Here is a 22,770-nt window from a genome sequence, read left to right as displayed (position 1 = left end):
GATGTTCCTAGCGGTTTCGCTGCGCTGCCCGGGCGGCGCGCGCGAGGGCGGCCGCTACGAGCGGCGATTGCTGTTCTGCCGTGGCGGTCTGGCCAGCGGCAGGTTCTGTTTTGACGGCGATCTGGTTCAGGTGATCCTCGAGATCACCCTGCTGCGGCGCTTCGAGCCGGCCGAGCCGATCGGCGATCGCGTCCCAGTCCTCGTCGGTCCAATAGGGCACGCCCCAGCGATAGGCACCGGCCAGGCTCTGATTGAGCATGTCGATGATTTCGTTGCGCTTGCCCTCGGCGAGCTTCCAGACGTAGCGGGTGTGACCGCTCCGGGTCTTCTCCGGTACGCGGGCTTCCGATGTCGCCTGCTGGTAGAAATCGTCTCCGAAGCCGCGGGCGAAACGGATGTAGCCCGCCTGTTCCGGATCGTCTTTCTTGTAGTCCCGATAGAGCCGGATCTTGAAGGCGGAAGCGTTGAAGGTGAAGAAGCGGGAGGACCACTTCTGCTTCTTCGGCTTGCCCTTCCGGTCGTACTCTTTCGTCTGCACGATCGGTGGCGCCGCTTCCGTATTGCCGCCGCGCACCATGATGACGCGCGACTTCGGATGCTTGCGAACCCAGTTCCAGACATCGTCGGTGTAGGCGTTACCGTCGATCGCGACGCGGTCAGCGGTGCGCTTGCGGCCGGCATCGTCGAGCCATTCGCGCTGCAGCAGCCGATCGAGGGCGGCGCGAACCTCCGGCTCCGAGATGTGGCCGGAATGTTCCTTCGCGTCCGCCAGGTGGCTGCCGGCGCGATGGTCGACAACGCCGTGGTCGATGACGGCCCGGTACCGATTCCTGCCGTAGCCGACCAGCAGCCACTCGACGCGGTCGCCCTGCACGTCCATGCCCAGCACCAGCGCCAGCGCCTCGGCCGGGATGACACCGCGCTGAAAACCGTGGTCCTCGGCGCGATCCCTGAGCACTTCCCAATCGATCGCCTTGTTGTCTGCCTCGAAGGCGAGCCCGAGCCAGTCATTCCAGAACGTCTGCTCGGCGCCGGAGCCCTTTTCCCGGTTCTCCGGTCCGCCGGCCTGGACCGTCAGCCACTCGCGCGCCAGGTTCTCCCAGCGTTCGAATGGCGAATAGGCCATCCAGATGCGGAAGGACCGATGGCGGCGGCCGCGCTCCGGATATTTGGCAACCCACTTCGCGCCGTTTTCCGGCTTCACCATCCATTCGCGATGGTGCTCGTGGATCTCGCAGCCGCAATGGATGCAAACGAAATGCGCCTGCTCGGGATGCTCGGGATCGATGTGATCCCGCATATTCTCCCAGCGCAGCTCCTGCAACTCGTGACAGTGCGGACACGGGACGTGGTAGGTCTCCTGCGTCCCTTCCTGATAGTTCGACGTGATCTTGCAACCCGGCGAAACCATCGGCGTCGAGATCTTGAAGATCTTGCCGTTGAAGAACGCCTTGCTGCGGCTGTCCGCCTGAACTTCCGGATCGCCGGCCTCGTTCATCTGCCACTTGGCAAGATCGTCCTGGACCTGTTTTCGCGGCGAGATCATCGACAGGCCTGCCGGCGAATTGGCGCCGGCCGCCTGGATGGCGCCGCGCCCGTCGATGCGTTCCTTGTAAAGCACCGAATTGCTCGCATCGCGGCTGTTCTGCGAGAACAGCTTGGCGATCGCGGGCATCTCGCGCACCAGCGGCATCAGCTTGGTCTTCGACCAGCGGGCGGCGTTCTCCTCCGTCGGATGGACATAGAGGAAATCGCCGGGCGCCATGTCGAGCGAGCCGAGCGTGAAGATGTTGGCGCAGATTGTACCGCCGATCTGCGCCGACTTCGCGAGGCTGACGATGTTGCACGGATCTTCCGGCGACAGCGCCCGCAGGATCTCCGAGAAGAACGGCACCAGGTCTTCGTTGTACGGCCCCGGATGGTCCGTGATGCGTTCCGAGAACACGATGTTGCGCTTCGCCCAGTCGAGATAATCGACTGCCGGCGGGGGCTCGCAGATCTCGGCAAGCACGCTGAGAGCGAGCCGCTCAGGATTGAACAGCACGGTCATTGCTGCTCGTCCTCGACATGCTCTTCCAACTCGGCCGCCGCGTCGGCGAAGTCGCGCGCCTTCTTAGCCCGATGGTCCCGAAAGGACTTCAGCAGCACATGGGTCGCATCATGGGTCGACACCGAGAACTGCGCGGCAATCGCCTTCGCCATCTCGGGGATGGCCTGCTCCATGACCTTGAACGCTTCAGCCACGGCCTTGACCATCTCTCGCCGGGCATCGTCGGTCAGCATGTACCGGCCGAGCTCGAGCGCTTCCTCGCGCTCCATGCGCGCGGTGGTGATCTTTTGCTGTTTCAGCTTCTCGGCCGCGACCTCGTCAATGAACGGGTCGGCGATGACGGTCGGCTTCACGGGCGCCTTCGGCTTTTCCGGCCCATCGAACGACAGCTCGGAAGCAACCGGTGCTGGCGCCGATCGCGTCGCCGCGCCGTTCGCTCCGAACCGCTGCGATGGATCGAGGGTCTTGCGCAGCTGCTCGACCGCAACCGATGCGCGGATCTTCGCGTTCCGCCCCTCGCCTTCGAGCGCATCGCCGAAGATCTTCCGCTCGGCGATATACTGCGAGATGCGCCCGGCGCTGACGCCGACATGAGCCGCAAACGCGCTCTTCGTCATGATGTCAGCTGCAAGGCTCATCTTTAGGAACGCTCGTTCTTTAGCCCGGCTCTTTAGTTTAGGCTCTGACTTTAGGCTTCAAAAAATCGCTCAGACTGGACAACCTCCGCCGTGCCAAATACCCGCAGGCGGGCGGATGCCAGGAAGGACCCGCGAAACGTCGGAGGACCTATCGGGCCGTCCGAACCGCCCGCTGGAAGGCGACGGCGAAATGATCGTGGACGTTAGCGACCACGTACCGCTCGACGACTTCACGCAGGCGAAGACGGATGCGATACGAGACCTGAGGCACGAACAGGATCACCGGATGGATGGCGTTCGTTGCCGGATCACGCTGGTAAACGCCCGGGTAGAGGTGCGAAGGCTGCCTCGGCACGAAGAACCGAGCGCTTTTGTAGTTCTTGTTCCGCTTGAGCGACGATGATGTGCGGGTACGGGTCGCACCAGCTCCACGATAGTCGATCTGCAGGTCGGCCATGACGCGGTTGAGAAACCCTTGCGTCATGTTGCCGTAGCGATCGAGCGGCGCCCGCTTTGCTGGCACGGCCACCAGGTTCCGCTGCATCAAACCACGATCGACGAGCTGCCGCTCGAAGGCCTTATGCGTGCGCATGCCACCTTCGATCTGCGGACCGAGAAATGCGGTGGCAGGCAAGCCGCCCTTGGTGCGATCACCGGTCACAACAACCGCTGCCCGCAGGTTCTGCCGCGATGCCCGGTCAAAGACAACGCCACGCTTTGCGTAAGGGGTTGGCCGATCAAAGACCCTATCCATCTCTCGCTGGACTTCCAGGCGACCGCCCTTGGCCGTCTCGTTCAGCGTGAGCATGATGGCATAGGGCAGCTGCTTCCGCTCGATATCCGTCAGGGATCGATTGAACTGCCGAAGATCGACTTTGATCTGAGCATCGATCATCAGCAGCTCCGAAAAAGCGTGTGCATATCCTTGAACGAAAAACGCGACCTTTCGGCCGCCTGTCGTCTGGTCATAGCTTTCGCACTTGCCCTGAATCGGCGCCTCGGCTTCGAGGCTCTCAGGCTGGGGCTGACCGGTGTACCGACCTCGGGCTTTTCGCCCCGCACTCTCGTGCGTTCTCAGAGGCTCACTGCAGGATCATCAGCTCATCCAATGGCACGATGACTCTCACAACTTCTTGAGCAAAGCAAGAGGCACTGTCACCGGCACCTCGCCGCCCATCAAGTCGATAGCGACCACCACGTCGCCACGGCCCTTTCTGCTGCGAGTGACGACGGTTGCCTTTCGATCGCAGAAGGGCCCAGCCGTGATCCATACCGGTTCTCCAGGCCTCACCACCAGGTGAACAGGGCGCTCCCAATCAAAATTACCATTGCGAGCGAGGCCATTGAATCTGTTGACTTCCTTGTCGCTCAAGCGCATGGGGCGCTCGCACCCGCCAAGCACATCGATCACATGCTCGACGCCCAGCAATCCGGCGAGGTACTCGGACAGTGCCATCATCTGCACGAGAACATAACCATGGATAACCGGCATCATCTGCCCCTCGATCACGCGACCGCGACGGCGCAAGTCGGGGCCTTTCCGCATCGGCACGAGCGACCGCACGCCCATGGCATCGAGACTGTTTTCCACAGTCTTCTCGCGGCCCGTCCAGACCCGAAGCGCAAACCACGGCGCTTTGCCGCCATTGATTCGAAGATTCGCCGTGACCAACGCGCCCTCGTCGAGGAGGCCGTCGGTGATTCTCCGCATCCGATCGGCGAAACGATCAGGGCCCTGCAGCGCAATCGGGCTTCCGGTAAACGTGCTACGCTGCATGATCATCGCCTTTGCTCCTGTTCGCGAGATAGTCGGAAATTCGTTCGCGGTAGCGCTCGATTGCTTCGGCCACGAGGAAGTCGAGATCGCCCTCGCCTTCGATCGCCGGGAAATAGACCCACTCAGGCAAGCGCCCTTCCGGAAAGGGCCAGCCGCGCCGCTTGTGCTCACGCTGCCACGCGGCGAGCAGCTCGCCGTCACGCTTCACCGCCTGGAAGCCCTGCCCCGCCTCTTCAAGCGCCAGCGGGCATATCGAACCCTGCGCCGAGCGTGCCCGCTCCTGCATGCTGTTTACCGACGGCCATCCGGCGCGCATGCGCTTCTCGGCCATCACGTCAGCAAGGGACACCTGCCCCGCGTCGATCTGCATCTGTTCGAACTTCGTCGGAGGAGCGACGATCCCAGACGGCGGCAGCAGCAGCTCGGCGAACCGCGTTGCCGACCAGAGCTTGCCGAACGGCGCAGCCATGGCGTTCGCAGGTTTCGCCGCCTCATCCTGCGCAGGAACTTCCATCCAGAGCTTTTCGCCGAAATAGGTCGATGGTGCCGGGGTGTGGGATTTCTTCTGCGCCTTCAGCAGTTGCAGCCAACGGGGGAAGCGCTCGGCCGCTTCCCGGCGCTCGTCAGCCGTCAGCGCGAGCCACGCCCGCTTCGCCGGCTCTTTCGGCATGCCGGCGAAGCCGGGCCAATCCTTCACCAGCGCCCAGAAGGCGGCGTCGATCTTCCTCGGGTCTTCCGGCTCCTGCCCATCTTCCGGAGCCTCGCGCCCGCCCTCTCTCAGAATCTGATAATCAGTATTTGCTGAATCTGAGTTATTACTATGTGCCGATTTTACCGGCGCCGGCGAAACCGGCGCCGGTAATGCCGTCGCCGGTAAATCCGTCTGCGGTAGAATTGCAACACCAGACGCTTCGGCAGCGTTTTCAGCGGCCGTGGCGCAGCGCGGCTCGTCGAAGATCACGAGCACGGAAGCTCCGAATTTGCCATCCTCGCGCTGCTGTTCGCGCTCTGCATAACCAATGTCGACCAACTCGGCGATCATCTTGCGAGCCTTGTCGCGCCCGCAATTGCCCTTTTTGATGATATCGCCGATGACGACGGTCCAGTTGTCTGGCTTGGAGAGCAGGTAGCTCAAGAGCCACCTTGCTTCCATCGACAACCGCGCATCCTCAAAGACATGGTTCGGTATTGCCGCATAGCGCGCATTGCGCACACCGCGCCGGATTGTGGCTTCCTGGCTCATTCCACGCTCCATAAAGCCGCCTTTTGGGCCAACGGTGTGCTCACAAGCTCTCTGCCGGAACCATTCAACTGACGGAACGTTTGGGCAGCATCGCGCAATTGAGGCTCGCCATGAATGTCGGTCCGTGGAGTGAAGCGGTGCTCGTCCGTTTGCCGGACACAGGCTTTATTGAAAGTGTCGCGACGACGCGAAGCGCCGCCACATTGTTGGGTGAGCGATGGCCGGCAGTAAACGGGTTGGCTTACACATTTGCCGTGCAGACGTGCGCCGACGTTTTGATCGGGCAATCCCCCTCTTACCTGGCGCGCCGGGCGTTTGTTGAAGCCGCCAAGGAAATTGGCATTGCTGTCGCGTACTAGTTTCATCAAAGAACCGCCCCCTTTTCCGTGCCCCTACGCGCAATGATCTGAACTCCAATGCGGGCGTGTTCCCGCGTCATGCGGATTGTGTTCGGCGCGAGCCCATCCCGGCCGCGCGTCGCCGAAAGCGCCGCGATCTCGGCTGCGAAGTAGGCAAGGCCCTCGTGAAAACCGGCCGCAGAGAGCAGCCGGTGGATGGTCACCTGATCGCGGATGATCACCGCGAGCGGCACTTCGAGCAGCCAGCGCGCCCGCGCCTTGTGATCCGGCGCATCGGCGAGTTCCTCGATGATGGGAAGCATGGAGGTCATTCAGCTGCCTCCTCTGTCGCGGCTTCAAACCCCCATGCCGTCCAGCCCGGGCGCGGGCTGCGGCAGAACATTTCGAGCCGCGGCATGGCGGGATAGAGCCGCTCGATCTGCTCGGCGAAGTAATCGGGCTTGGCGCTATGCCTGCCCTTCCGCTCGCGATAGACCGTCTCCGGTTGCGAGCCGGGGAGTGGCGAAACCGGGTCGCCGCGCCTACCGATCAGGAGCAGCTCGTGCCGGTCGCGGCCCCAATAGCCGGTTCCGGCCACTTCCTTGTCCCAAATCCAGTGGTGCACATAGGTGAAGCCCCACGCCGCCATGACGCGGAAAGCGTCGGACAGCATCGGGTTCGTCGCCCAAAGAAAGAGGACGGAATCCGCCTTGGCCGGTGCGCCGATCTCGTCGAAGAGCGCGCAGATCGCATCCGTCGGCATGGTCGGATAATGGTTCTCGGCGCTCTTCTCGCGTCCCGTCACTTCCGAGCGCACGCCGAACTGCCACGGCGGATCGGCATAGATGACCGGGAACTTCTGGTCGACCTTGCCAGCAGTCGACGAGCCGGCGTCGGCCACATGCGCCATATGCGTCAGCCGCACGGCGTGACGGATCTCCTGCCGCTTCTGGCGGATTTCCTTGGCGCGCTGGATAATCTCCTTTTCCTCGAGCCGCAGCGCCTCTTCCTGCGCCGCCCGTTCCAGGTGGCTCAGAGCCTCACCGGCATGAACGGAGATCCGCCCGTCGCGGATGGCATCGGACAGCGCCTCGACACCGTGGTCGCGCACCCGCTTTGCGGCCTTAACCGCGCGCTCGGAAATCGAAAGCCGGCGCCCTGCCTCGCGGGCGTGCAAATTTGCATCCCCGGCTGTGCTCTGGTTGATGCCGCGTTCCCAATCGACGATCCGTGCCGCCACCATGGCGCGCTGGCTTTCCGTCAGGTGTCGGCGATGCAGGTTGAGCGAGAGCACGAAGCCGAGCGGGTCCTTGCCCTCGTATTCCTTCGTCCAGGCGTCGATGCCGACCAGATGGCAAGCCGCCTCGCGATTCCGCCCGTCAAGGATCTTTCCGTCGAGCAGCCAGACCGGTTCCTGCTGCCCATTCGCCTCGATATCGTCGGCGAGGCGGCGCAGCTCGTCGTCGGGCAGCATGGGGAAAAGGGCCGCGAGCGGATGATGCTGCAGGCGCGTGAGCGGCGGCAGGTCAGCCGTCGGCGAAGGCTCGATCTCGGCCGGCGCAGGGGGGCGATCGGCGCCCTGCTCGGGTTGAACCCGGGAATCCGGCGCGCCGGGTCCGCCCTCGCCCCCCTGCCCGATCTCCGGCGGCGTCACGCCGGCGAGCTCGCAAAGCCTTGCCGTCGGATACCAGACCGCGCCATCTCTCTTGTCGCGAGAGAGGAGCTGACGGCTGTTCAGATTGCGGCAAACGGCGATTTCGGACTCCTTCGATGCGCGATAGATGCCGTCCCGCAACACTGCGTCGACGATCTCGCGCGCCTTCGGGCCAAGCTTCGGAAGCTGATCGCTCACGGCCTTCTTCCTTCCGATTGTTCGATGATCTTGCAGACTTCGTCTTCGTCGATGCCGAGTTCGGCTGCGATCGAGTGCGTGTCGCGGTTTTCCTGAACCCAGAGCGTCAGGACGCGCTCGACGAGGACCTGGCGGGAGAGCGGCGGGGCCCCCGCCAGCGACGACGGCACGGAGGAGCTTAAGGGCGGGGCAGAAAACCTCATTCCACCCTCGCCAGGCGATCGAGATATTCCGCACCCCTCGCCGTCAGCCGCACGTCGTCGCGGCTCCGGCAAGACCCAGGCGACGAAGCCGGCGGCAAGCGCCTTGACCACGGCATCACGGTCGACGTTGCGGATGAGCGTGTATGCGTCGCCGCTCGCCCGCACCCGCCGCAACAATGCGATGCCGCGCGGCCCGACCGGCCCACTGGCAGTCCAGCGCGTGGGGGAAAGGGTGGCGCGCTCCATCAGTGCACCCCCTTGCGACCAATGTCGCCGAACCCGTTTTCCCGCATGGATATAAGCGCCGCGCGCAGGCCGTGTACCGTTGCCTCGTCGTCGAGCCCGGCCGTGATGGCGGCAGCAGCGCAGGCAACTGTGACAAGGCTGACGGCAGCTTCCGGGTCGTCCGGCAACAGTGCGCAGATCGCCGTCACCGTCTTGATTGAGTTCTTGGGTTTGCCATGCATCAGCGGGCACCCGCCATCATCATGGCGTCGAGGCGGGCCAGATATTGTTGAGCCGCAACGATGCGGTTGCGGATAGCTTGTCGTTCCGCAGCGTCGATGTGATCGTCATCTTCGAGCGCCGCGGCGACGGCACGTACGACATCGTCGAGAACGCCATCCAGGCGCAGGACTGCGCTGGCGGTGACCGCGCCGAAGCTCGAAACGCGCTCGTCTTTCACGATCCGCGACATGGCAGTGAGCAGGAAAGGATGATCGCACCGCCGGTCTAGTTCGACGGCAAGATCGAGGCGGATGAAGCTGTCGCGCCATTCCTCGCCGGTGGAGGCATATTTGCTCAGCGTCGAGGAGGCGACGCCGAGCGCCTCGGCTGCCCGGCTAACTCCGCCGAGCGCCTCGAAAGCCGCAGCCGTAGCGGCCTTGATGATGGATGCATGTTCGTCAGAAATTGCACGCACGAAAACACCCCTGAGTTTGGGTCAAGGAAAAAATCAAACGAAAGGATTCCGTGAAGGCCGCGCGCCGGCGGCTTAGGGTAGCCCATCAGATCAAGGAGGGCCGCATGGATAGGCAGAGGGAAAAACAGAGACAGGGACGCGCCGAAATCGGGCGCGTCCCTGCCAAGTGGCAAGGTCGCCAGTTGGGAGGAGGAGACCGGTGCCTTGCTGGGGGAACATCATTCCGCCGCCTCCCGCGTCTGACGACGCGACATGGCGACTGGGTCTTGCGCCGAAAGGCACAATTCGAGGAATTGGAGTTTTGTGACACGACCGGCGGTACCTTTCTCGACATCTCGCGCAAGATCGACACTCGGATCCCGCTGGCCAGAAAGCGCGCGCGACAGTGTGCTCGGAGAACGGCCGATGCGCACGGCAAAGGCCGATAGCCGCTCGCCCGTCTCGCTGAGGTAAGTTGACAAAGCATCCATACGCTGAAGTTGCCAAATAGGCAAAACGCAGTCAAGGAGTTTTTGCCTATATGGCCATGGAGTTCTTTGTCAAACTTTGGAAATTTGCCATATGGACAAAAGTTACCCAAACCGCATAAACGAACTCCGCAACGAACGCAGCATGACCATCGAAGATTTGGCAGAGAGGACCGGCCTCTCCGTGTCCTATGTGTCGCGGCTCGAAAACGGCGAGCGGAACCTTTCGGTCAAGAACCTCAACTTGTTCGCACACGCATTCGATGTGGCGGCGCAGGACATCCTCGCAAAAGCGCCGGTCAAAGCACCCAATGTAGTTGGGGTAATGGGCCGGATCGGAGCAGGAGCCGAAATTTTGCCGGAGGAAGAGCAGATCCCGCCTGAAGGGCTTTATGAAATCGAAACGCCGTTCCCGCTGCCCCCTGACGCGATAGCTTTCGAGGTGACCGGCGAGTCCATGTGGCCTCGCTACGACGACGGCGATATCATCATCTGCTGGCGCCAAGGTGTAGTCGTGGAGGAGGTCTTGGGCTGGGAAGCGGCCGTCAAGACTGCCACCGGGCAGCGTTACTTGAAGCGCGTGCTGCAGGGTGCAGAACGAGGGACCTTCGATCTAGAGAGTCACAATGCACCGCCGATAAGAGGCGTGCGCCTGGTGTGGGTTGCCGCTATCCAATCCGTGATTCGCAGCGGCCAATGGAAAAAGCTCACGCCTTCAGCTCGACAGCGTATGGTACAGAAAATGACTGCTTCCGGCTAACGGCGGCTTGCCTTCCGCCATTGCCAAGGGGGGGGCGAATGTACCTCGCCAAACACCGGCACGGTTATTCTTTGCTGCTGCTTCCTCTGCGGCATAGGGCCCTTGGGAGTACTGTGGCCAGTCAAGTGCATGACCGTGGCGCACCATCCAAGCGGCAACTTCGGCCCGTCTGCGCGGTAACAAGAGCCTACCAAACGGCGATAGCGGTCGTTTCCTAGTATTCGGCAAGTCGTCGGGCGCGATGAGGCTAGAAAGCCATCCAGAGCATCCGCAGCTATCTTCCCGCAGCGGTAGGACTTGCCCTTCTCGTCTTTGCAAAGCTGGCGAGTCTCGGGCGCATCTACACCATTGAGCCTTACACGGCGCCCCTGAATCTCTATCGTGTCCCCGTCCACGATCGAAGCGCGCCCCGTGATCGAAACCGGATCTGCTATTCCGGCACTGGCCAGAACTAAGATGATCCCCAGTTTCATTTGCCGTTCCGCTCCGGAAGCGCGGCAATTGCCAGCGCTCTTACCGTGCTATCCGGAGCCGCAAGTATGAAAGCGCAGCGATCTTCATCCATGGAAGCCGCTAGCTCATGGACCTTCTTGTCGAGGCCGCCGGCTGCTTCCGTTGAAGCCTTTATTTGCGCCTCATGCCTGGTCCCTTTCGCCTCCTCGACAAGAAAACTCGTAAACCGATGTGCAGCCGCGACGCAAGTCGGAGAAGGACCTGAAGCAGCCAGAACGATGATGGCCAATGTCGCGAGCACGCCGAATCTCCTGAAAGTGGATCCCCGCCCGCTTACCACAACTCTGTATTCCGGACTAACTTCTGCAACAGCCGAACGGCCTCCCTCATGGAAATTGCCAAATAGGCAAATTCCCTCTTGACCACATTTGCCTATTTGGCAATATTTCGTTTCGTCCCTCGAAGCGCGAATGTCGCCCAGGGGGTTCATCCTCTAACCCGGAGACGAACGTTGCAACCGAACGGCGGAATTCACACCAGAAACACCATTGAGCGCATGGCCGAGGCGATGCGCACCATCGGCGAGGGCTGCACGGATCACGACCTGATCCTGAAAGGCTTCACCGAGCGGCAGATCACGCTCTTTGGCTCCAAAGCCACCGAGCTGGCCACCGTCATGGCCCACGCGGCGTAGCGTCATGACGAAGAGGGCGCGTCGCCGTGGATCCCTGTGGTTCATGCGCGGCGCGCTTGCCGGCCCCCGAAGAACTCTCCGGAGATTTCCGAAATGATAAAGCTTGGATCCTTCGCGAAGGACTGCATCACGAACTTTGCAGGCGTGGTGACTGGCCATGCGGAATACATAACCGGTTGCGACCAATACCTTTTGTCGCCTCGGAACCCCGACAAAGAGCCAAAGTGGTTCGATGGGCAGCGGCTCGCAGTAGATCCGATCATCGCTCCGATCGCCATCGACAATAGTAACGGCGCCGGCGCTGATATTCCCGCACCGGTGAAGTGACGAGCCGTGGAGCGCCGCCCTGAGCTGCCCCCACTTGTGGTCATGCGAGGCGCGCTTGGCGGCCTCGTCTTCACCCTTCCCCTTCACCTTCACCTGATCCTGCTCTGGAGCCTCTGGCCATGACTGAGCGTTTCACCGGACATAACAAGGCGCGGCTCGAAGCCTGCCCCAATCGCTTCTTCCTCGCCTGCGCCATCCTCGCGCTCTCGATCGCGTTCCTGATGTCAGCCGCGCTGGCCGGCACCACGGCTTTCCGAAAGGAATGGCAGTTCGCGTCGGACGCGAAGGTATGATGCCGCAGCTCGCCATCCTCCCTGTCGGCCACGATGCCGCCACGTGCCATGAGCGCGCCAGCTCCGTGTCGATCGCCGCCCTTCGCGGCCATGATCTCACTGTTGCCGAGCGCTCCGCGCTGCTCGACTGCTACGCCACGCCCGATCGCACCTTCCTTGAAATCGCCACGACGCACGGCCTCGAGCGCGAGCGGCTGCAGGATCTCTGGTTCGATCTCTTCCTCACCCCTTCCCGCCGCTGATCCAAGGAAATCGAAATGGCCAACCTTGTCCGAAATCCCGTTCCGCCATCAGGCCTTTCCACCTCGACGGCGCTTCTGAAAGAGCCGGCCGTGCGCGCCGGCTATCTGTCCGGCATGACGGTCCCGCGCCTGGCGCTGGCCTTCGGCGTCGCCGAATATGTCATGGAAGACTATGTCGCCGAGCGGCGCTGGGGCTGGAACGTCGCCGCGCATCGCGGCATCCATGAGGATGGCCGCCGCACCGTCGTCTTCACCCGGGCCTCACGTGAGACCGGCGGTTACGACATTCGTCCGATCTCCGTCCCACGCATCACCATGCACATCAGGGCACTGGAGGCGCGGGCATGAGCGGCGCGCTGGAGCAGATAAACCATATCAAGCGGCTCGCCCCCGACGCGCACATCAACGCCTTCAAAGCGACAGCCGCCAAGCCGCAGCCCGTCAGCCATCGCACCATCCGCACCGCCTTCTTCGATCAGAATGTCGAGGTGCCGCTGCGCCTCTCCGAGACGGATATCGGCGTCGTGCTCGATCGCCACGGCTGCGACATTTTCACCGTCGACGTGAACAACGAACGCCCCGACGAGGAGGCGCTGGCGATCGCGCTCTTCATCGTCGAGTGCGTAAACGAAGCAGCCGGTTTCTGCGGGGAGAAGCTCGATGACTGATCTCCTGCCCTTCCGCATCCATTTCGCAGATCCGGAGATCGCCCCGCTCGATCTCGACGCGAGCGCCGCCGAGAACGCGCGCCAGCTCGCCGCCAACCGTCGCGGCGTCCCCGCCGGCGCCAACCGCAAGGTCAAGATCAATAGGGAGACCCAAAACAGCGAGGCCGCCGAATGACGAAGCCTGTTCGCCTCCAGCTATCTCGGCGCAAGGGCTTCGACCTGCAGGCGCATTCCAAGTCGATCAATGGCCTTGAAGTGGTGCATGTCGGTCGCCCCGGCCCATGGGGAAATCCCCCCGTCGTCGGCAAGCATGGCGACGCCTCCTATTGCGTCGATCTATACAAAGCACTGCTCGCCGGATTGCTACGCGTCCGCGCCGATCCCAATATCCAGGCGCTGGAGCGCACCCGCCGTTTTGTCGCTGAGAATGCCGATGAGCTGCGCGGCAAAAATCTCGCATGTTGGTGCAAGCCAGACGAACCCTGCCATGGAGACGTGCTTCTCCAGGTGGCCAATCGCCCGTGCGACGAGGTCCGCCGATGAGCCACCCGGAACCCTCGCCGCAGCAGAAACGCATGGACGCGATCCGCAACCGGGTCGCGCTCGCGACCCGGGACTGGGGCATTGAGTCGGACGGGGGCCGGCTCTGCCTGACTGCGGCCAGCAGCGAAGGCACTTTCCTCATCGCGACGATAGCCGCCGACGCGCCGATCGGCGACAGGGAGATGGTGCTGAACGCGCCCTTCGATCTGATTTGGCTGCTCGGTACCTATAACACCCTCGCCGGCCGGTATCGCACCCTCGTCGCCGAGCTGCGCCGCCACGCGCCTCCGCAGCACCAGCAGAAGCCGAAAGACTACGCCGCCGAATGCGCGATGAAATGCGCCGAGCCGGCCTTCAAGAAATTTCTCGAGGAGTGCCACGGCCTGGCGCGACCGCTCACCGACGATCGCGCCGCAACGAAGATCCGATCCATCCTCAACATCGACTCGCGCGCCGAGCTGAACGCCGACCCGGCCGCAGCCGCCCGCTGGCAGGATCTGCGCAGCGCCTTCGATGCCTGGAGGCGCCGAGGATGAGCAGTCGTCGTGATCGCATCCGCGCCAAGATCATGTCCCGGGTCCGCATCGATCCGGTAGCAGGCTGCTGGGAGTGGACCGGCCGTGATTCGGGCAAGACCGGTCGAGGCAAGGGCTACCCCCGCATGTCTCTCGACGGCCAGACGGTCGCAGTCCACATCGCCATGTGGACCAACGAGCACGGCTATATCCCCGGCAAGAAAGAACTGGACCACGCCTGCCGCAATCGCCTTTGCGTGCGAGCCGAAACGGATCACGTCGAGATGGTTACCCGCAAGGAAAACGCCAAACGCCGAGAACAGGCGAAGCGCGGCATGATCAGCCACAACTGCGGACCCAAGTTCGAGTGCCAGGAAATGGAGGCGAGTAGCTGATGAAGGCGAACGCTTCCAACCCGAGCGGCGAAATTTCGCTGGGACGCATCGAGAAGATGCTGCTAGTTTGCGCCGAACTCGTCGACCGGCGTGGACCGATCGCGCAACCCCTGCTGGACCGCATGGAGCGGGAATACCTCGCAGCAAAGGAGCGCGGCAAAAACGTCGATCGTATCCGCAAATTGATCGGAGCGAAGTGAGCTACATTTTGGCTACATTTTGGCTACATTTTGGCTACATCGCTAATCTTAGAGCTTTAGAAGGTTCTTCTAACGTCTTGTAAAATATGGCTAGCGCTGCCGCTCTCCTACCGGAGCCAACTCCGGCCCGGGGAGCCAGTTTCGAAAGAGCCATTCGCGGCAAAGCCCGAATGGCTCTTTTCATTTTGTCGGGCTGATTTCTCGTAGGTTTCCTCATGCGTCTTGCATGGCTTTTCCTGGTCCTCGCGATCGCGACCGAGGTCGTCGGCCTGACTGTGATGAAGGCGGCATCCGGCTCCGGCTCCTATTGGGGGCATGTGGTCATGTATGCCTCGATCGCGCTCTCCTACGTCTTCCTGGCACGAGCGGTGAAGACCATTCCGGTTGGCGTCGCCTATGCCGTCTGGGAAGGATCCGGCGTCGCCGTGATAACGCTCGTCTCTGTTTTCGTTTTCGGCCATGCGCTCTCCGGCCGCGAGATGCTGGGCCTCGCGATGGCTGTTGCGGGAATACTTCTCCTCAATGCCGGCAGGAGCGATGCGGAGGAAGCCGCCGCATGAGCGCGTCGGGTCTCTCCTTCGCATTCGCGATCGCCGCCGGCGTGCTCGATGTGGCGGCGAATCTCGCCTCGACGAAGTCGAACGGCTTTGCCCGCCGCGGCTGGGGTGCCCTTTCGATCGTCTTGGTGCTTGCGGCGTTCGCGCTGCTGGCGGAAGCGATCAAGGATATGGACCTGGCGGTCGCCTATGCCCTTCTCGGCGCAACCGGAATCTTCGGTACGGCCATCTGCGGCCGCCTTTTCTTCGGCCAGAGGCTGAAACCGGTCGGCTGGCTTGGACTGTCACTGATTTTCGGCGCGGTGCTGGTGCTTCATACCGCCTGACGCGGCTGTCCGTCGGAGCCTGAGCGCTTGTTCCCTCAGGGCCGAAGCGACGCTGCCTCCCGGCACCTGCCACTGATCATGGGCTTACGAGGCGCATTCCGGCATGATCGGCTGCCAGCTTGTCGAAGGTCAGCGTTTCGGTGCAGCCTGCCAAGAGTCCGCCGTGAGCGATCAGCGCATCGGAGAAGTCCGCCTTTGTCGCTCGGTAGGTGGCAAGCGCCAGATAGCCGGCATCCGCTCGATCAACAACGATCTCACGCGCCCGCAACAAAGTTTCGATAACGCTGGCAACGGCTTCGCGTGACATCCTATATGATCGCGTCAAGACCCGGACGGTTTCGACGAGAACCACCTGTGAGATGTAGCCGGGCGCCTCGGGTGTGAAGCCGTCGATGATCTGTGAAGCCAACGGTGATTGGGTGGTATCGTCCTGCGCCAGGTAACGCACCAGCAGGTTCGTATCGACGCCGATCATTCGCCGGCGGCTCCGGCGATAATCGCTTTCTGCATATCCTCAAGACTGACTGGCCTGTCCGGACGAGGAACAATCCCCTTCAGCGACCTGATCGAATGGGAAGCGGGCACAACCGCATAGTGGCCGTCCTCCATACGGATGAAGTCCACACGATCCCCGGCGGAAAGACCCATATCGATGCGGACCTTGGCCGGGATGGTGATTTGACCTTTCGAAGTGATCGTCGAGGTCGGCACGCCATTCTCCTTACATTTTACAAGGAAAAAAGTAATGCGAACGGCGTATAAGGTCAAGATTGCAGGGTTGGTCGCTTATGCCGGTCTTCGGCCCCAGCCGGGGCTATCGGCGCGGCGGCGTTTCTTCGGCCAAAGGCTGAGGCTGATCGGCTGAGGTGGCTCGCCTTTTGATTTTCGGCGCGGTGCTGGTGCTTCATATCGCCTGACGCGGCTGTCCGTCGGAGCCTGAGCGCTTGTTCTTTGGAACCGCAGCCACGGCTGCCCTTCCCGGTACCAGCCGGTCGAGAAGCGCGAAATAAAGCCCATAGGGCAGGATACGCAGCAATTTGACCAGGTACGTAAATCGTTTCGGGAAGGTGATCTCGAAACGCGAAGACTTCAGGCCGGCGCATATCCGGTCTGCCGCCTCCTGCGTGCTCACCAGCGCGGGTCTTGGGAAACCGCCTTTCGGTGCAGCCTGCGTATCCACGAATCCGGGACAGATGACTTGCAGGCGGATGCCGATGCGATCGAGGTCGAATTTCAGGCTCTCCGCCATGTTGATGAGCGCCGCCTTGCTCGCACCGTAGGCGGCGCTCATCGGCAAGCCGCCATAGCCGGCCACCGACGACATGATCGCGATCTGTCCATGCCCCTTGGTCTTCATATGCTCGACAAGCGGTACGAGACAGTTGACGACGCCGTTGAGATTGACGGCGAAGCTCCTGTCGAAGGGCTCCCGACGCAGGTCGTCGCCACGGACCGGGAGGGCGACGCCGGCGTTGAGGACGGCGAGTGCCACCTGCCCGTGCTCGTATTCGATTTTGGCCAGCAGCCGCTCCATGTCCTTCGGATCGGTGACGTCTCCATCGAGAACGATCATCCGCCCCGGTTCGGCCGCCTGGTGCTGAAGGTCTACCAGCTTCTCGTGACTTCGCGCCGTGACGACCACGGAATAGCCTTCCTCGGCCAATCGGAGCGCCACGGCGCGACCGATGCCGGAACTTGCACCGGTGATCCATGCCAATCCATGTTCGGGGCGGGCGGTGAATACAGCTGTCATCTTTTCCTCGCTCGTCGACGGGGGTTCTCACCGGGGCCACCGCATAAGCGGTCGGTCCCTATACCTCTCCGGACGGCAAGCGCCTGCCCCGCAATCTCCGCTTCCCGCCCGTCGATTGACGGCAGAGACGTTTTTTGCCCGGGACAGGAAAGCTGCGAAACGCTATTCCTTGCCTGTAGGACAGACTGAGCCGAAAACACGCCAATATTTCGGCGATCCTGCCCATGAAACCAAATGTTCATCGGCTTGCCGTCGACCGAGGTTAGTGCTTGGCTAATGCCGGCATCCGTTCCGTCCAGCGCGAGGTTTTCAATATGCCTGTTCTTCCGTCCGTGCTCGAAGCAATCGGCAATACGCCGCTGATCCGGCTCAAGGCCGTGTCCGAAGCGACCGGCTGCAACATTCTCGGCAAAGCGGAGTTCCTCAATCCCGGGCAGTCCGTAAAGGACCGGGCAGCGCTCTGGATCATCCGCCAGGCCGAAAAGTCCGGCCAGTTGCGGCCGGGCGGCGTGATTGTCGAAGGTACGGCCGGCAATACGGGGATCGGCCTTGCCGTTGTCGGCAGCGCACTTGGATACCGCACCGTCATCGTCATTCCCGAAACCCAGAGCCAGGAAAAGAAGGACGCGCTACGCCTGCTTGGGGCCGAACTGGTCGAAGTTCCGGCTGTGCCTTACAGGAATCCCAACAACTACGTGAAGATCTCCGGCCGGTTGGCGGCCCAACTCGCCGAAACCGAGCCGAACGGCGCCATCTGGGCGAACCAGTTCGACAATGTCGCCAACCGGCAAGCGCATGTCGACACGACCGCGCCTGAAATCTGGCGCGACACCGACGGCAAGGTCGACGGCTTCATCTGCGCCGTCGGCTCCGGCGGCACGCTTGCCGGCGTGGCGGAAGGCTTGCGCGCCCGCAATGCGGCGATCAAGATCGGCATCGCCGACCCTGAGGGGGCCGCACTCTACAATTTTTATGCCCATGGCGAGCTCAAGTCGAGCGGCAGCTCGATCACCGAAGGCATCGGTCAAGGCCGAATCACCGCCAACCTCGAAGACTTCACGCCGGACTTCGCCTACCAGATTCCGGATGCTGAAGCGGTGCCCTACGTCTTCGATCTCATCGAAAAGGAAGGTATTTGCGTCGGCGGCTCGACCGGCATCAACATCGCCGGCGCCGTGCGGCTTGCACGGGACCTCGGGCCGGGACACACGATCGTGACGATCCTCTGCGACTATGGTAACCGCTATCAGTCGAAGCTCTTCAATCCGGACTTCCTGACCTCCAAGGGCCTGCCGGTTCCGGACTGGCTGAAGACCGCTTCGAACATAGCAGTGCCATACGAACCCGCTGGATAGGATTGCCATGACCGGAACCGTCACCGCCCTCTTCCGAGACGATTTTTACCTCTCGACCTGCGAAGCACGCGTGACGGCAATCCTGGAAGGCGGCGGCATCGAGCTTGATCAGACCTGCTTTTATGCGACATCCGGCGGGCAGCCGGGTGACACGGGTTTCCTCGAGCGCGAAGACGGCAGCCGCATCGACATCGTCGAAACACGGCATGGCGCGAACAAGGACGTCATCGTTCACATGTCCGCCGATGGCGCGCCCGTGCCGGCGGTCGGCGAGAAGCTGGTGCTGCACATCGACTGGCCGCGCCGCTACAGGCTGATGCGCATGCACACGGCCTGCCATCTGCTGTCGGTCGTCTGCCCCTTCCCGATCACCGGCGCAGCCGTGGGAGAGGAGGAAAGCCGCGTGGACTTCGACATGAGCGAAACGATCGACAAGGACGAGGTCACGGCAGGGCTGATGAAACTCGTCGAAGAGAACCATCCGGTCTACGTGCAGTGGATCACCGACGAGGAGCTGGCCGCCAATCCGGGCATCGTCAAGTCGAAGAATGTCCGCCCGCCGATGGGGCTTGGCCGGGTCAGTCTCGTCTGCATCGGCGAGAATTCATCGATTGACAGCCAGCCCTGCGGCGGAACGCATGTTTCCGAGACGCAGGAAGTGGGTGCGATCCACATTGCCAAGATCGAGAAGAAGGGCAAGGAAAACAGGCGCTTCCGTATACGCTTCGCGACGCCCGAAGACGGGGTTGCGGTTTAGTGCCCGTTGAGATTCGGTGCCGATTGCGCGGCCTAGGAACCGTGCCGGAGGACAGCAATCTCTCCTCGCGTCATCCCTGTGACAAGCACAGGTATGAGGAAATCAAACAAGTCGCGGCGGGTATCCTGAATCTCAACAGGCCTTAGCGCGGGCAGCGAACTGTTCTTTTACATCAGCAAGCCAGTGGAGTGACGACGATGAATGGTGAGAACGAAAACAAGAGCCGCTTTGTCGTTTCTGCGGATTGGCTTGAACAGCGCCTCGATGATCCGTCGGTCAAGATAATCGATGCCGCCTGGTATCTGCCGGCGCAGAACCGCGACGCGAAAGCCGAATACGCCGCCGCGCACATTCCCGGGGCGGTCTTCTTCGACCAGGACGCGATCGCCAATCGGACGAGCGCGCTGCCGCACACCCTGCCCTCTCCCGAGGCATTCTCCGAGGCCGTGGGCGCAATGGGAATCAGCGAGAACGACACGATCGTCGTCTACGACGGCCCGGGGATCTTCACCGCCCCGAGGGTCTGGTGGATGTTCCGAATCATGGGCGCCGAGAACGTCTTCGTTCTCGATGGCGGGATGGACGGCTGGAAAGCGGACGGCCGGCCAACGACGACCGAGGTTGCGAAACCCAGCCCGCAGGCTTTCAACGCAGTCTTCAACCCGAACGCGGTCACCTCGTTCGAGCGCATGAGGGATGTGGTCGAGCACCGGCTCTCCCAGATTGCCGATGCGCGCAGCGCCGGGCGCTTCGCCGGCGAGGAACCGGAGCCGCGGGCGGGCATGCGGTCGGGCCATATGCCAGGTGCAAGGAGCCTGCCCTCGGGCGTATTCTCCGACAAGGGCAGGTTCAAGGATCTCGATGCGCTGCGCCGAACTTTTGCGGATGCCGGCATCGATCTGACGAAGCCGGTCGTCACGAGCTGCGGCTCCGGCATAACCGCCGCCATCATCACGCTTGCGCTTCAATCCTTGGGACATAAGGACAATACGCTTTATGATGGCTCCTGGTCGGAATGGGGTAGCCGGCCGGATACCCCGGTTGCAATTGGTAAAGAGTGAGAGCCATGCCAAGGTCGAAGCCTGCCGCGATCACGGCGCACGTGACCGAACTCGAAATGACATCGCCGCCAAAGCAAAGCCTGCCGATGCCGATCAACATCCACACGGCGATCCTGCGCGTCTCGGACATTCCGCTTGCCTACTACCGCTTTCTCTATCTGCGTGTCGGAAAGCGCTGGCACTGGGCGGAGCGCCTGCGCATGAGCGACGACGATCTGGCGGCTATCCTCCACGACAAGCGAACGACGGTCATGGTGCTTTACGTGGACGGTGCGCCGGCCGGTTTCTTCGAATTCCAGCAACTGGACGATGACGTCATCGACCTCACCCATTTCGGGCTCATGGAGCACGCGCTCGGCCTGGGACTCGGCAAGTGGTTCTTGCTGCAGACCTTGTTTGCGGCCTGGGCCATGAACCCGCGCAAGGTCACGGTCACGACGAACAATCTCGATCATCCCCGGGCGCTGCAGCTTTACCAGCAGTTCGGCTTTTCTCCGGTCGCGACGCGCGAGATGGTGGTCGAGCCGCTGAGCGACGAGGAACTTCTCACCTTCGCGAAGAAGCTCTGAACGCTTTCGGATGTTGGATCTAAGCTCGGCAAGTATCGGGTGTCGTTCCCAGACACAAGTGCGCATCTTTCTCCTGAATTCAGCCAATCGGGAGAAGCGCCATGAAACTCAACTACGTTGCAATGCCCGTCGGAGAGGCGGAGCGGCTAAGGCAAGGCGGGCCGGACGCCTATGGCGACCAGCCCGAACGGCGCATTTCGGACGGCGACGGCGTGCCGTGCCGGCACTGCCTTCGCAATGTCGATGAGGGCCAGCCTTATCTCGTTCTCGCCTACCGGCCGTTTTCGTCGGTTCAGGCCTATGCCGAAACGGGACCGATCTTCATGCACGCTGAAAATTGCGCCATTCACGACGGTGACGCCTTGCCGCCGATACTCGCATCCAGCAAGAGCTATCTTCTGCGCGGCTACGGGGGAGATGAGCGCATCGTCTATGGCACGGGCGGGGCCGTTGATGCCGAGTACCTCGAGCAGCGGGCCATGGAATTGCTGGCACGGCCGGACGTCGCCTTCGTGCATGTTCGCTCGGGAAAATACAACTGCTACCAGTGCCGCATCGAAGCGGCCTGAGCGGGAGCCCGGCGCATGATGGCGCCGGGCGGTTCAGCGTGTCAGGCGACGTGGAGGACGGCCTCGGGAGCGTGGGCGTCGTAGCCGAGTGCTTCGGCCACGGCGGCATTGGTGACGCGGCCTCGGTGGACATTGAGGCCGGCGCGCAGATGCCGGTCTTCGGCAATCGCCTTGAGGCCGCGGTCGGCGAGCTGCAGTCCGTATTGGAGTGTCGCATTGTTGAGCGCGTGCGCCGACGTGATCGGCACCGCCCCCGGCATGTTCGCAACGCAATAATGCACGATGCCTTCGACCTCATAGGTAGGTTCGGAGTGCGTCGTCGCATGCGACGTCTCGAAGCAGCCGCCCTGGTCGATCGCGACATCGACAATGACGGCGCCTTTTTTCATGGCGGACAGCATTTCGCGTGTGACGAGCTTCGGCGCAGCAGCGCCGGGAATGAGTACCGCTCCGATCACCATGTCGGCGGAGAAGACCTCCTCTTCCAAGGCATCGATCGTCGAGTAGCGCGTATGGACACGGCCGTTGAAGATATCGTCGAGTTGGCGCAGACGCGGCAGCGACCGGTCCAGGATAGAAACATCGGCCCCGAGACCGGCAGCCATCTTGGCTGCATGCAGGCCGACGACGCCGCCACCGATGATCGCGACCTTGGCCGGAAGAACCCCCGGTACCCCGCCGAGCAGGATTCCGCGGCCGCCATTTGCCTTCTGGAGCGAGGTAGCGCCAGCCTGGATCGCAAGCCGTCCCGCGACCTCGGACATCGGCGCAAGCAGCGGCAGTCCGCCGCGCTCATCCGTCACGGTCTCATAGGCGACCGCCGTGACGCCGGACTTAAGAAGTCCCTGGGTCTGTTCCGGGTCCGGTGCGAGGTGAAGATAGGTGTAGAGAATCTGGCCTTCGCGCAGTTGCGCCCATTCGGACGGTTGCGGCTCCTTGACCTTGACGATCATGTCCGCTTTTTCGAAGACTTCTCTGGCTGTCGGTACGATCCTTGCACCGGCTGCGCGATAGGAGTCGTCATCGGCCCCGATCCCTGCCCCGGCCTTGGTTTCCACGATGACCTCGTGGCCGTGGGCTACATATTCCCGTACTGATCCGGGCGTAAGGCCGACACGGTATTCATGGTTTTTGATTTCCTTCGGGCAACCGACACGCATCTTTGCGTTCCTCTCCTATCCATGGGCTTTCTGCCGCGTTGATGAGGGGTCCAGCAAAGCAGATGGCATCCAGAATGTCCTTG

33 protein-coding genes and 1 pseudogene are annotated in these 22,770 nt (G+C 62.3%); 19 read left to right on the top strand and 15 right to left on the bottom strand.

Annotated features, from left to right (window positions below; translation table 11 throughout):
• Positions 1–7 precede the first annotated feature (7 nt).
• The 11 genes and pseudogenes from JOH52_RS16505 to JOH52_RS16450 all read right to left on the bottom strand — a co-directional run bounded on the left by JOH52_RS16505 (position 8) and on the right by JOH52_RS16450 (position 9,023).
• Complete coding sequence (locus tag JOH52_RS16505) at positions 8–2,050, bottom strand: phage terminase large subunit family protein (RefSeq protein ID WP_014529605.1); 2,043 nt, start codon at positions 2,048–2,050, stop codon at positions 8–10.
• Positions 2,047–2,688 carry a hypothetical protein gene (locus JOH52_RS16500; protein WP_014529604.1) on the bottom strand — a complete coding sequence of 214 codons (642 nt, stop codon included), beginning with the start codon at positions 2,686–2,688 and terminating at the stop codon, positions 2,047–2,049. Before JOH52_RS16500 ends, JOH52_RS16505 begins: the two co-directional genes overlap by 4 nt.
• A gap of 148 nt (positions 2,689–2,836) precedes the next feature.
• Entirely contained in the window at positions 2,837–3,583 is a 747-nt protein-coding gene (locus JOH52_RS16495; protein WP_014529603.1) for a hypothetical protein, read from the bottom strand.
• Between the two features lie 228 nt (positions 3,584–3,811).
• Complete coding sequence (locus JOH52_RS16490) at positions 3,812–4,471, bottom strand: transcription termination/antitermination NusG family protein (protein ID WP_014529602.1); 660 nt, start codon at positions 4,469–4,471, stop codon at positions 3,812–3,814.
• Complete coding sequence (locus tag JOH52_RS16485) at positions 4,455–5,708, bottom strand: helix-turn-helix domain-containing protein (protein ID WP_014529601.1); 1,254 nt, start codon at positions 5,706–5,708, stop codon at positions 4,455–4,457. Before JOH52_RS16485 ends, JOH52_RS16490 begins: the two co-directional genes overlap by 17 nt.
• Positions 5,705–6,073: a hypothetical protein gene (locus JOH52_RS36800; protein ID WP_421668522.1), complete on the bottom strand. Its 369-nt coding sequence runs from the start codon at positions 6,071–6,073 to the stop codon at positions 5,705–5,707. The genes JOH52_RS16485 and JOH52_RS36800 overlap by 4 nt, the downstream gene beginning before the upstream one ends.
• Positions 6,073–6,378, bottom strand: a complete 306-nt coding sequence (locus JOH52_RS16475; protein ID WP_014529600.1) for a hypothetical protein — start codon at positions 6,376–6,378, stop codon at positions 6,073–6,075. The genes JOH52_RS36800 and JOH52_RS16475 overlap by 1 nt, the downstream gene beginning before the upstream one ends.
• Positions 6,375–7,898: an MT-A70 family methyltransferase gene (locus tag JOH52_RS16470; protein WP_014529599.1), complete on the bottom strand. Its 1,524-nt coding sequence runs from the start codon at positions 7,896–7,898 to the stop codon at positions 6,375–6,377. The genes JOH52_RS16475 and JOH52_RS16470 overlap by 4 nt, the downstream gene beginning before the upstream one ends.
• Positions 7,899–8,097: 199 nt before the next feature.
• Positions 8,098–8,347, bottom strand: a pseudogene (locus JOH52_RS36155) (hypothetical protein).
• Positions 8,347–8,568 (bottom strand): hypothetical protein, encoded by a 222-nt coding sequence (locus JOH52_RS16455; protein WP_014529597.1) that lies wholly within the window; start codon positions 8,566–8,568, stop codon positions 8,347–8,349. Before JOH52_RS16455 ends, JOH52_RS36155 begins: the two are co-directional and overlap by 1 nt.
• Positions 8,568–9,023: a hypothetical protein gene (locus JOH52_RS16450; RefSeq protein WP_014529596.1), complete on the bottom strand. Its 456-nt coding sequence runs from the start codon at positions 9,021–9,023 to the stop codon at positions 8,568–8,570. Before JOH52_RS16450 ends, JOH52_RS16455 begins: the two co-directional genes overlap by 1 nt.
• A gap of 561 nt (positions 9,024–9,584) precedes the next feature.
• Here JOH52_RS16450 and JOH52_RS16445 point away from each other — a divergent pair.
• The 14 genes from JOH52_RS16445 to JOH52_RS16380 all read left to right on the top strand — a co-directional run bounded on the left by JOH52_RS16445 (position 9,585) and on the right by JOH52_RS16380 (position 15,463).
• Positions 9,585–10,250 carry an XRE family transcriptional regulator gene (locus JOH52_RS16445; protein WP_014529595.1) on the top strand — a complete coding sequence of 222 codons (666 nt, stop codon included), beginning with the start codon at positions 9,585–9,587 and terminating at the stop codon, positions 10,248–10,250.
• A gap of 964 nt (positions 10,251–11,214) precedes the next feature.
• Entirely contained in the window at positions 11,215–11,397 is a 183-nt protein-coding gene (locus JOH52_RS16440) for a hypothetical protein (protein ID WP_014529594.1), read from the top strand.
• A 93-nt stretch (positions 11,398–11,490) separates the two neighbouring features.
• Positions 11,491–11,724, top strand: a complete 234-nt coding sequence (locus JOH52_RS16435) for a hypothetical protein (RefSeq protein WP_017265691.1) — start codon at positions 11,491–11,493, stop codon at positions 11,722–11,724.
• A gap of 119 nt (positions 11,725–11,843) precedes the next feature.
• On the top strand, positions 11,844–12,017 hold the full coding sequence (locus JOH52_RS16430; RefSeq protein ID WP_017265690.1) for a hypothetical protein: 174 nt from the start codon (positions 11,844–11,846) through the stop codon (positions 12,015–12,017).
• Positions 12,014–12,259: a hypothetical protein gene (locus JOH52_RS16425; protein WP_017265689.1), complete on the top strand. Its 246-nt coding sequence runs from the start codon at positions 12,014–12,016 to the stop codon at positions 12,257–12,259. Before JOH52_RS16430 ends, JOH52_RS16425 begins: the two co-directional genes overlap by 4 nt.
• A gap of 15 nt (positions 12,260–12,274) precedes the next feature.
• Complete coding sequence (locus tag JOH52_RS16420; protein ID WP_014529590.1) at positions 12,275–12,607, top strand: hypothetical protein; 333 nt, start codon at positions 12,275–12,277, stop codon at positions 12,605–12,607.
• Positions 12,604–12,927, top strand: coding sequence for a hypothetical protein (locus JOH52_RS16415; protein ID WP_014529589.1), 324 nt, complete (start codon positions 12,604–12,606; stop codon positions 12,925–12,927). The genes JOH52_RS16420 and JOH52_RS16415 overlap by 4 nt, the downstream gene beginning before the upstream one ends.
• A complete protein-coding gene (locus JOH52_RS16410; protein WP_017265688.1) occupies positions 12,920–13,102 on the top strand; it encodes a hypothetical protein in 183 nt (60 codons plus the stop codon). The genes JOH52_RS16415 and JOH52_RS16410 overlap by 8 nt, the downstream gene beginning before the upstream one ends.
• Complete coding sequence (locus tag JOH52_RS16405; protein ID WP_014529588.1) at positions 13,099–13,470, top strand: DUF4326 domain-containing protein; 372 nt, start codon at positions 13,099–13,101, stop codon at positions 13,468–13,470. The genes JOH52_RS16410 and JOH52_RS16405 overlap by 4 nt, the downstream gene beginning before the upstream one ends.
• Positions 13,467–14,006: a hypothetical protein gene (locus JOH52_RS16400; protein WP_014529587.1), complete on the top strand. Its 540-nt coding sequence runs from the start codon at positions 13,467–13,469 to the stop codon at positions 14,004–14,006. The genes JOH52_RS16405 and JOH52_RS16400 overlap by 4 nt, the downstream gene beginning before the upstream one ends.
• Entirely contained in the window at positions 14,003–14,380 is a 378-nt protein-coding gene (locus tag JOH52_RS16395) for an HNH endonuclease signature motif containing protein (RefSeq protein ID WP_014529586.1), read from the top strand. Before JOH52_RS16400 ends, JOH52_RS16395 begins: the two co-directional genes overlap by 4 nt.
• On the top strand, positions 14,380–14,580 hold the full coding sequence (locus JOH52_RS16390; protein ID WP_014529585.1) for a hypothetical protein: 201 nt from the start codon (positions 14,380–14,382) through the stop codon (positions 14,578–14,580). The genes JOH52_RS16395 and JOH52_RS16390 overlap by 1 nt, the downstream gene beginning before the upstream one ends.
• Positions 14,581–14,795: 215 nt before the next feature.
• A complete protein-coding gene (locus tag JOH52_RS16385) occupies positions 14,796–15,140 on the top strand; it encodes an SMR family transporter (RefSeq protein WP_010969347.1) in 345 nt (114 codons plus the stop codon).
• Complete coding sequence (locus JOH52_RS16380; protein ID WP_003528293.1) at positions 15,137–15,463, top strand: SMR family transporter; 327 nt, start codon at positions 15,137–15,139, stop codon at positions 15,461–15,463. Before JOH52_RS16385 ends, JOH52_RS16380 begins: the two co-directional genes overlap by 4 nt.
• Positions 15,464–15,539: 76 nt before the next feature.
• On the opposite strand, the gene JOH52_RS16375 is transcribed toward JOH52_RS16380, so the two are convergent.
• From JOH52_RS16375 to JOH52_RS16365, 3 genes are all read right to left on the bottom strand, one after another.
• Positions 15,540–15,938: a PIN domain-containing protein gene (locus JOH52_RS16375; protein ID WP_010969348.1), complete on the bottom strand. Its 399-nt coding sequence runs from the start codon at positions 15,936–15,938 to the stop codon at positions 15,540–15,542.
• On the bottom strand, positions 15,935–16,174 hold the full coding sequence (locus tag JOH52_RS16370) for an AbrB/MazE/SpoVT family DNA-binding domain-containing protein (RefSeq protein ID WP_003528289.1): 240 nt from the start codon (positions 16,172–16,174) through the stop codon (positions 15,935–15,937). The genes JOH52_RS16375 and JOH52_RS16370 overlap by 4 nt, the downstream gene beginning before the upstream one ends.
• A 193-nt stretch (positions 16,175–16,367) precedes the next feature.
• Positions 16,368–17,216 (bottom strand): SDR family NAD(P)-dependent oxidoreductase, encoded by an 849-nt coding sequence (locus tag JOH52_RS16365; RefSeq protein WP_107010498.1) that lies wholly within the window; start codon positions 17,214–17,216, stop codon positions 16,368–16,370.
• Between the two features lie 314 nt (positions 17,217–17,530).
• Here JOH52_RS16365 and JOH52_RS16360 point away from each other — a divergent pair, with 314 nt between their 5' ends.
• The 5 genes from JOH52_RS16360 (at position 17,531) to JOH52_RS16340 (ending at position 21,527) form a co-directional block, all read left to right on the top strand.
• Positions 17,531–18,571 carry a cysteine synthase A gene (locus tag JOH52_RS16360; RefSeq protein ID WP_014529584.1) on the top strand — a complete coding sequence of 347 codons (1,041 nt, stop codon included), beginning with the start codon at positions 17,531–17,533 and terminating at the stop codon, positions 18,569–18,571.
• Between the two features lie 7 nt (positions 18,572–18,578).
• On the top strand, positions 18,579–19,328 hold the full coding sequence (locus JOH52_RS16355; protein ID WP_010969351.1) for an alanyl-tRNA editing protein: 750 nt from the start codon (positions 18,579–18,581) through the stop codon (positions 19,326–19,328).
• Between the two features lie 197 nt (positions 19,329–19,525).
• Positions 19,526–20,389, top strand: coding sequence for a 3-mercaptopyruvate sulfurtransferase (gene sseA / locus JOH52_RS16350; protein WP_010969352.1), 864 nt, complete (start codon positions 19,526–19,528; stop codon positions 20,387–20,389).
• Positions 20,390–20,394: 5 nt separating this feature from the next.
• On the top strand, positions 20,395–20,958 hold the full coding sequence (locus JOH52_RS16345) for a GNAT family N-acetyltransferase (RefSeq protein ID WP_010969353.1): 564 nt from the start codon (positions 20,395–20,397) through the stop codon (positions 20,956–20,958).
• Between the two features lie 101 nt (positions 20,959–21,059).
• Complete coding sequence (locus JOH52_RS16340; RefSeq protein ID WP_010969354.1) at positions 21,060–21,527, top strand: DUF1203 domain-containing protein; 468 nt, start codon at positions 21,060–21,062, stop codon at positions 21,525–21,527.
• 41 nt (positions 21,528–21,568) lie between these two features.
• On the opposite strand, the gene ald is transcribed toward JOH52_RS16340, so the two are convergent.
• Positions 21,569–22,687 (bottom strand): alanine dehydrogenase, encoded by a 1,119-nt coding sequence (gene ald, locus JOH52_RS16335; RefSeq protein WP_010969355.1) that lies wholly within the window; start codon positions 22,685–22,687, stop codon positions 21,569–21,571.
• Positions 22,688–22,770 lie beyond the last annotated feature (83 nt).

The organism is Sinorhizobium meliloti, assembly GCF_017876815.1.
In the GTDB taxonomy this organism is placed as follows: domain Bacteria; phylum Pseudomonadota; class Alphaproteobacteria; order Rhizobiales; family Rhizobiaceae; genus Sinorhizobium; species Sinorhizobium meliloti.
This window is presented reverse-complemented; position numbering and strand designations above follow the sequence as displayed.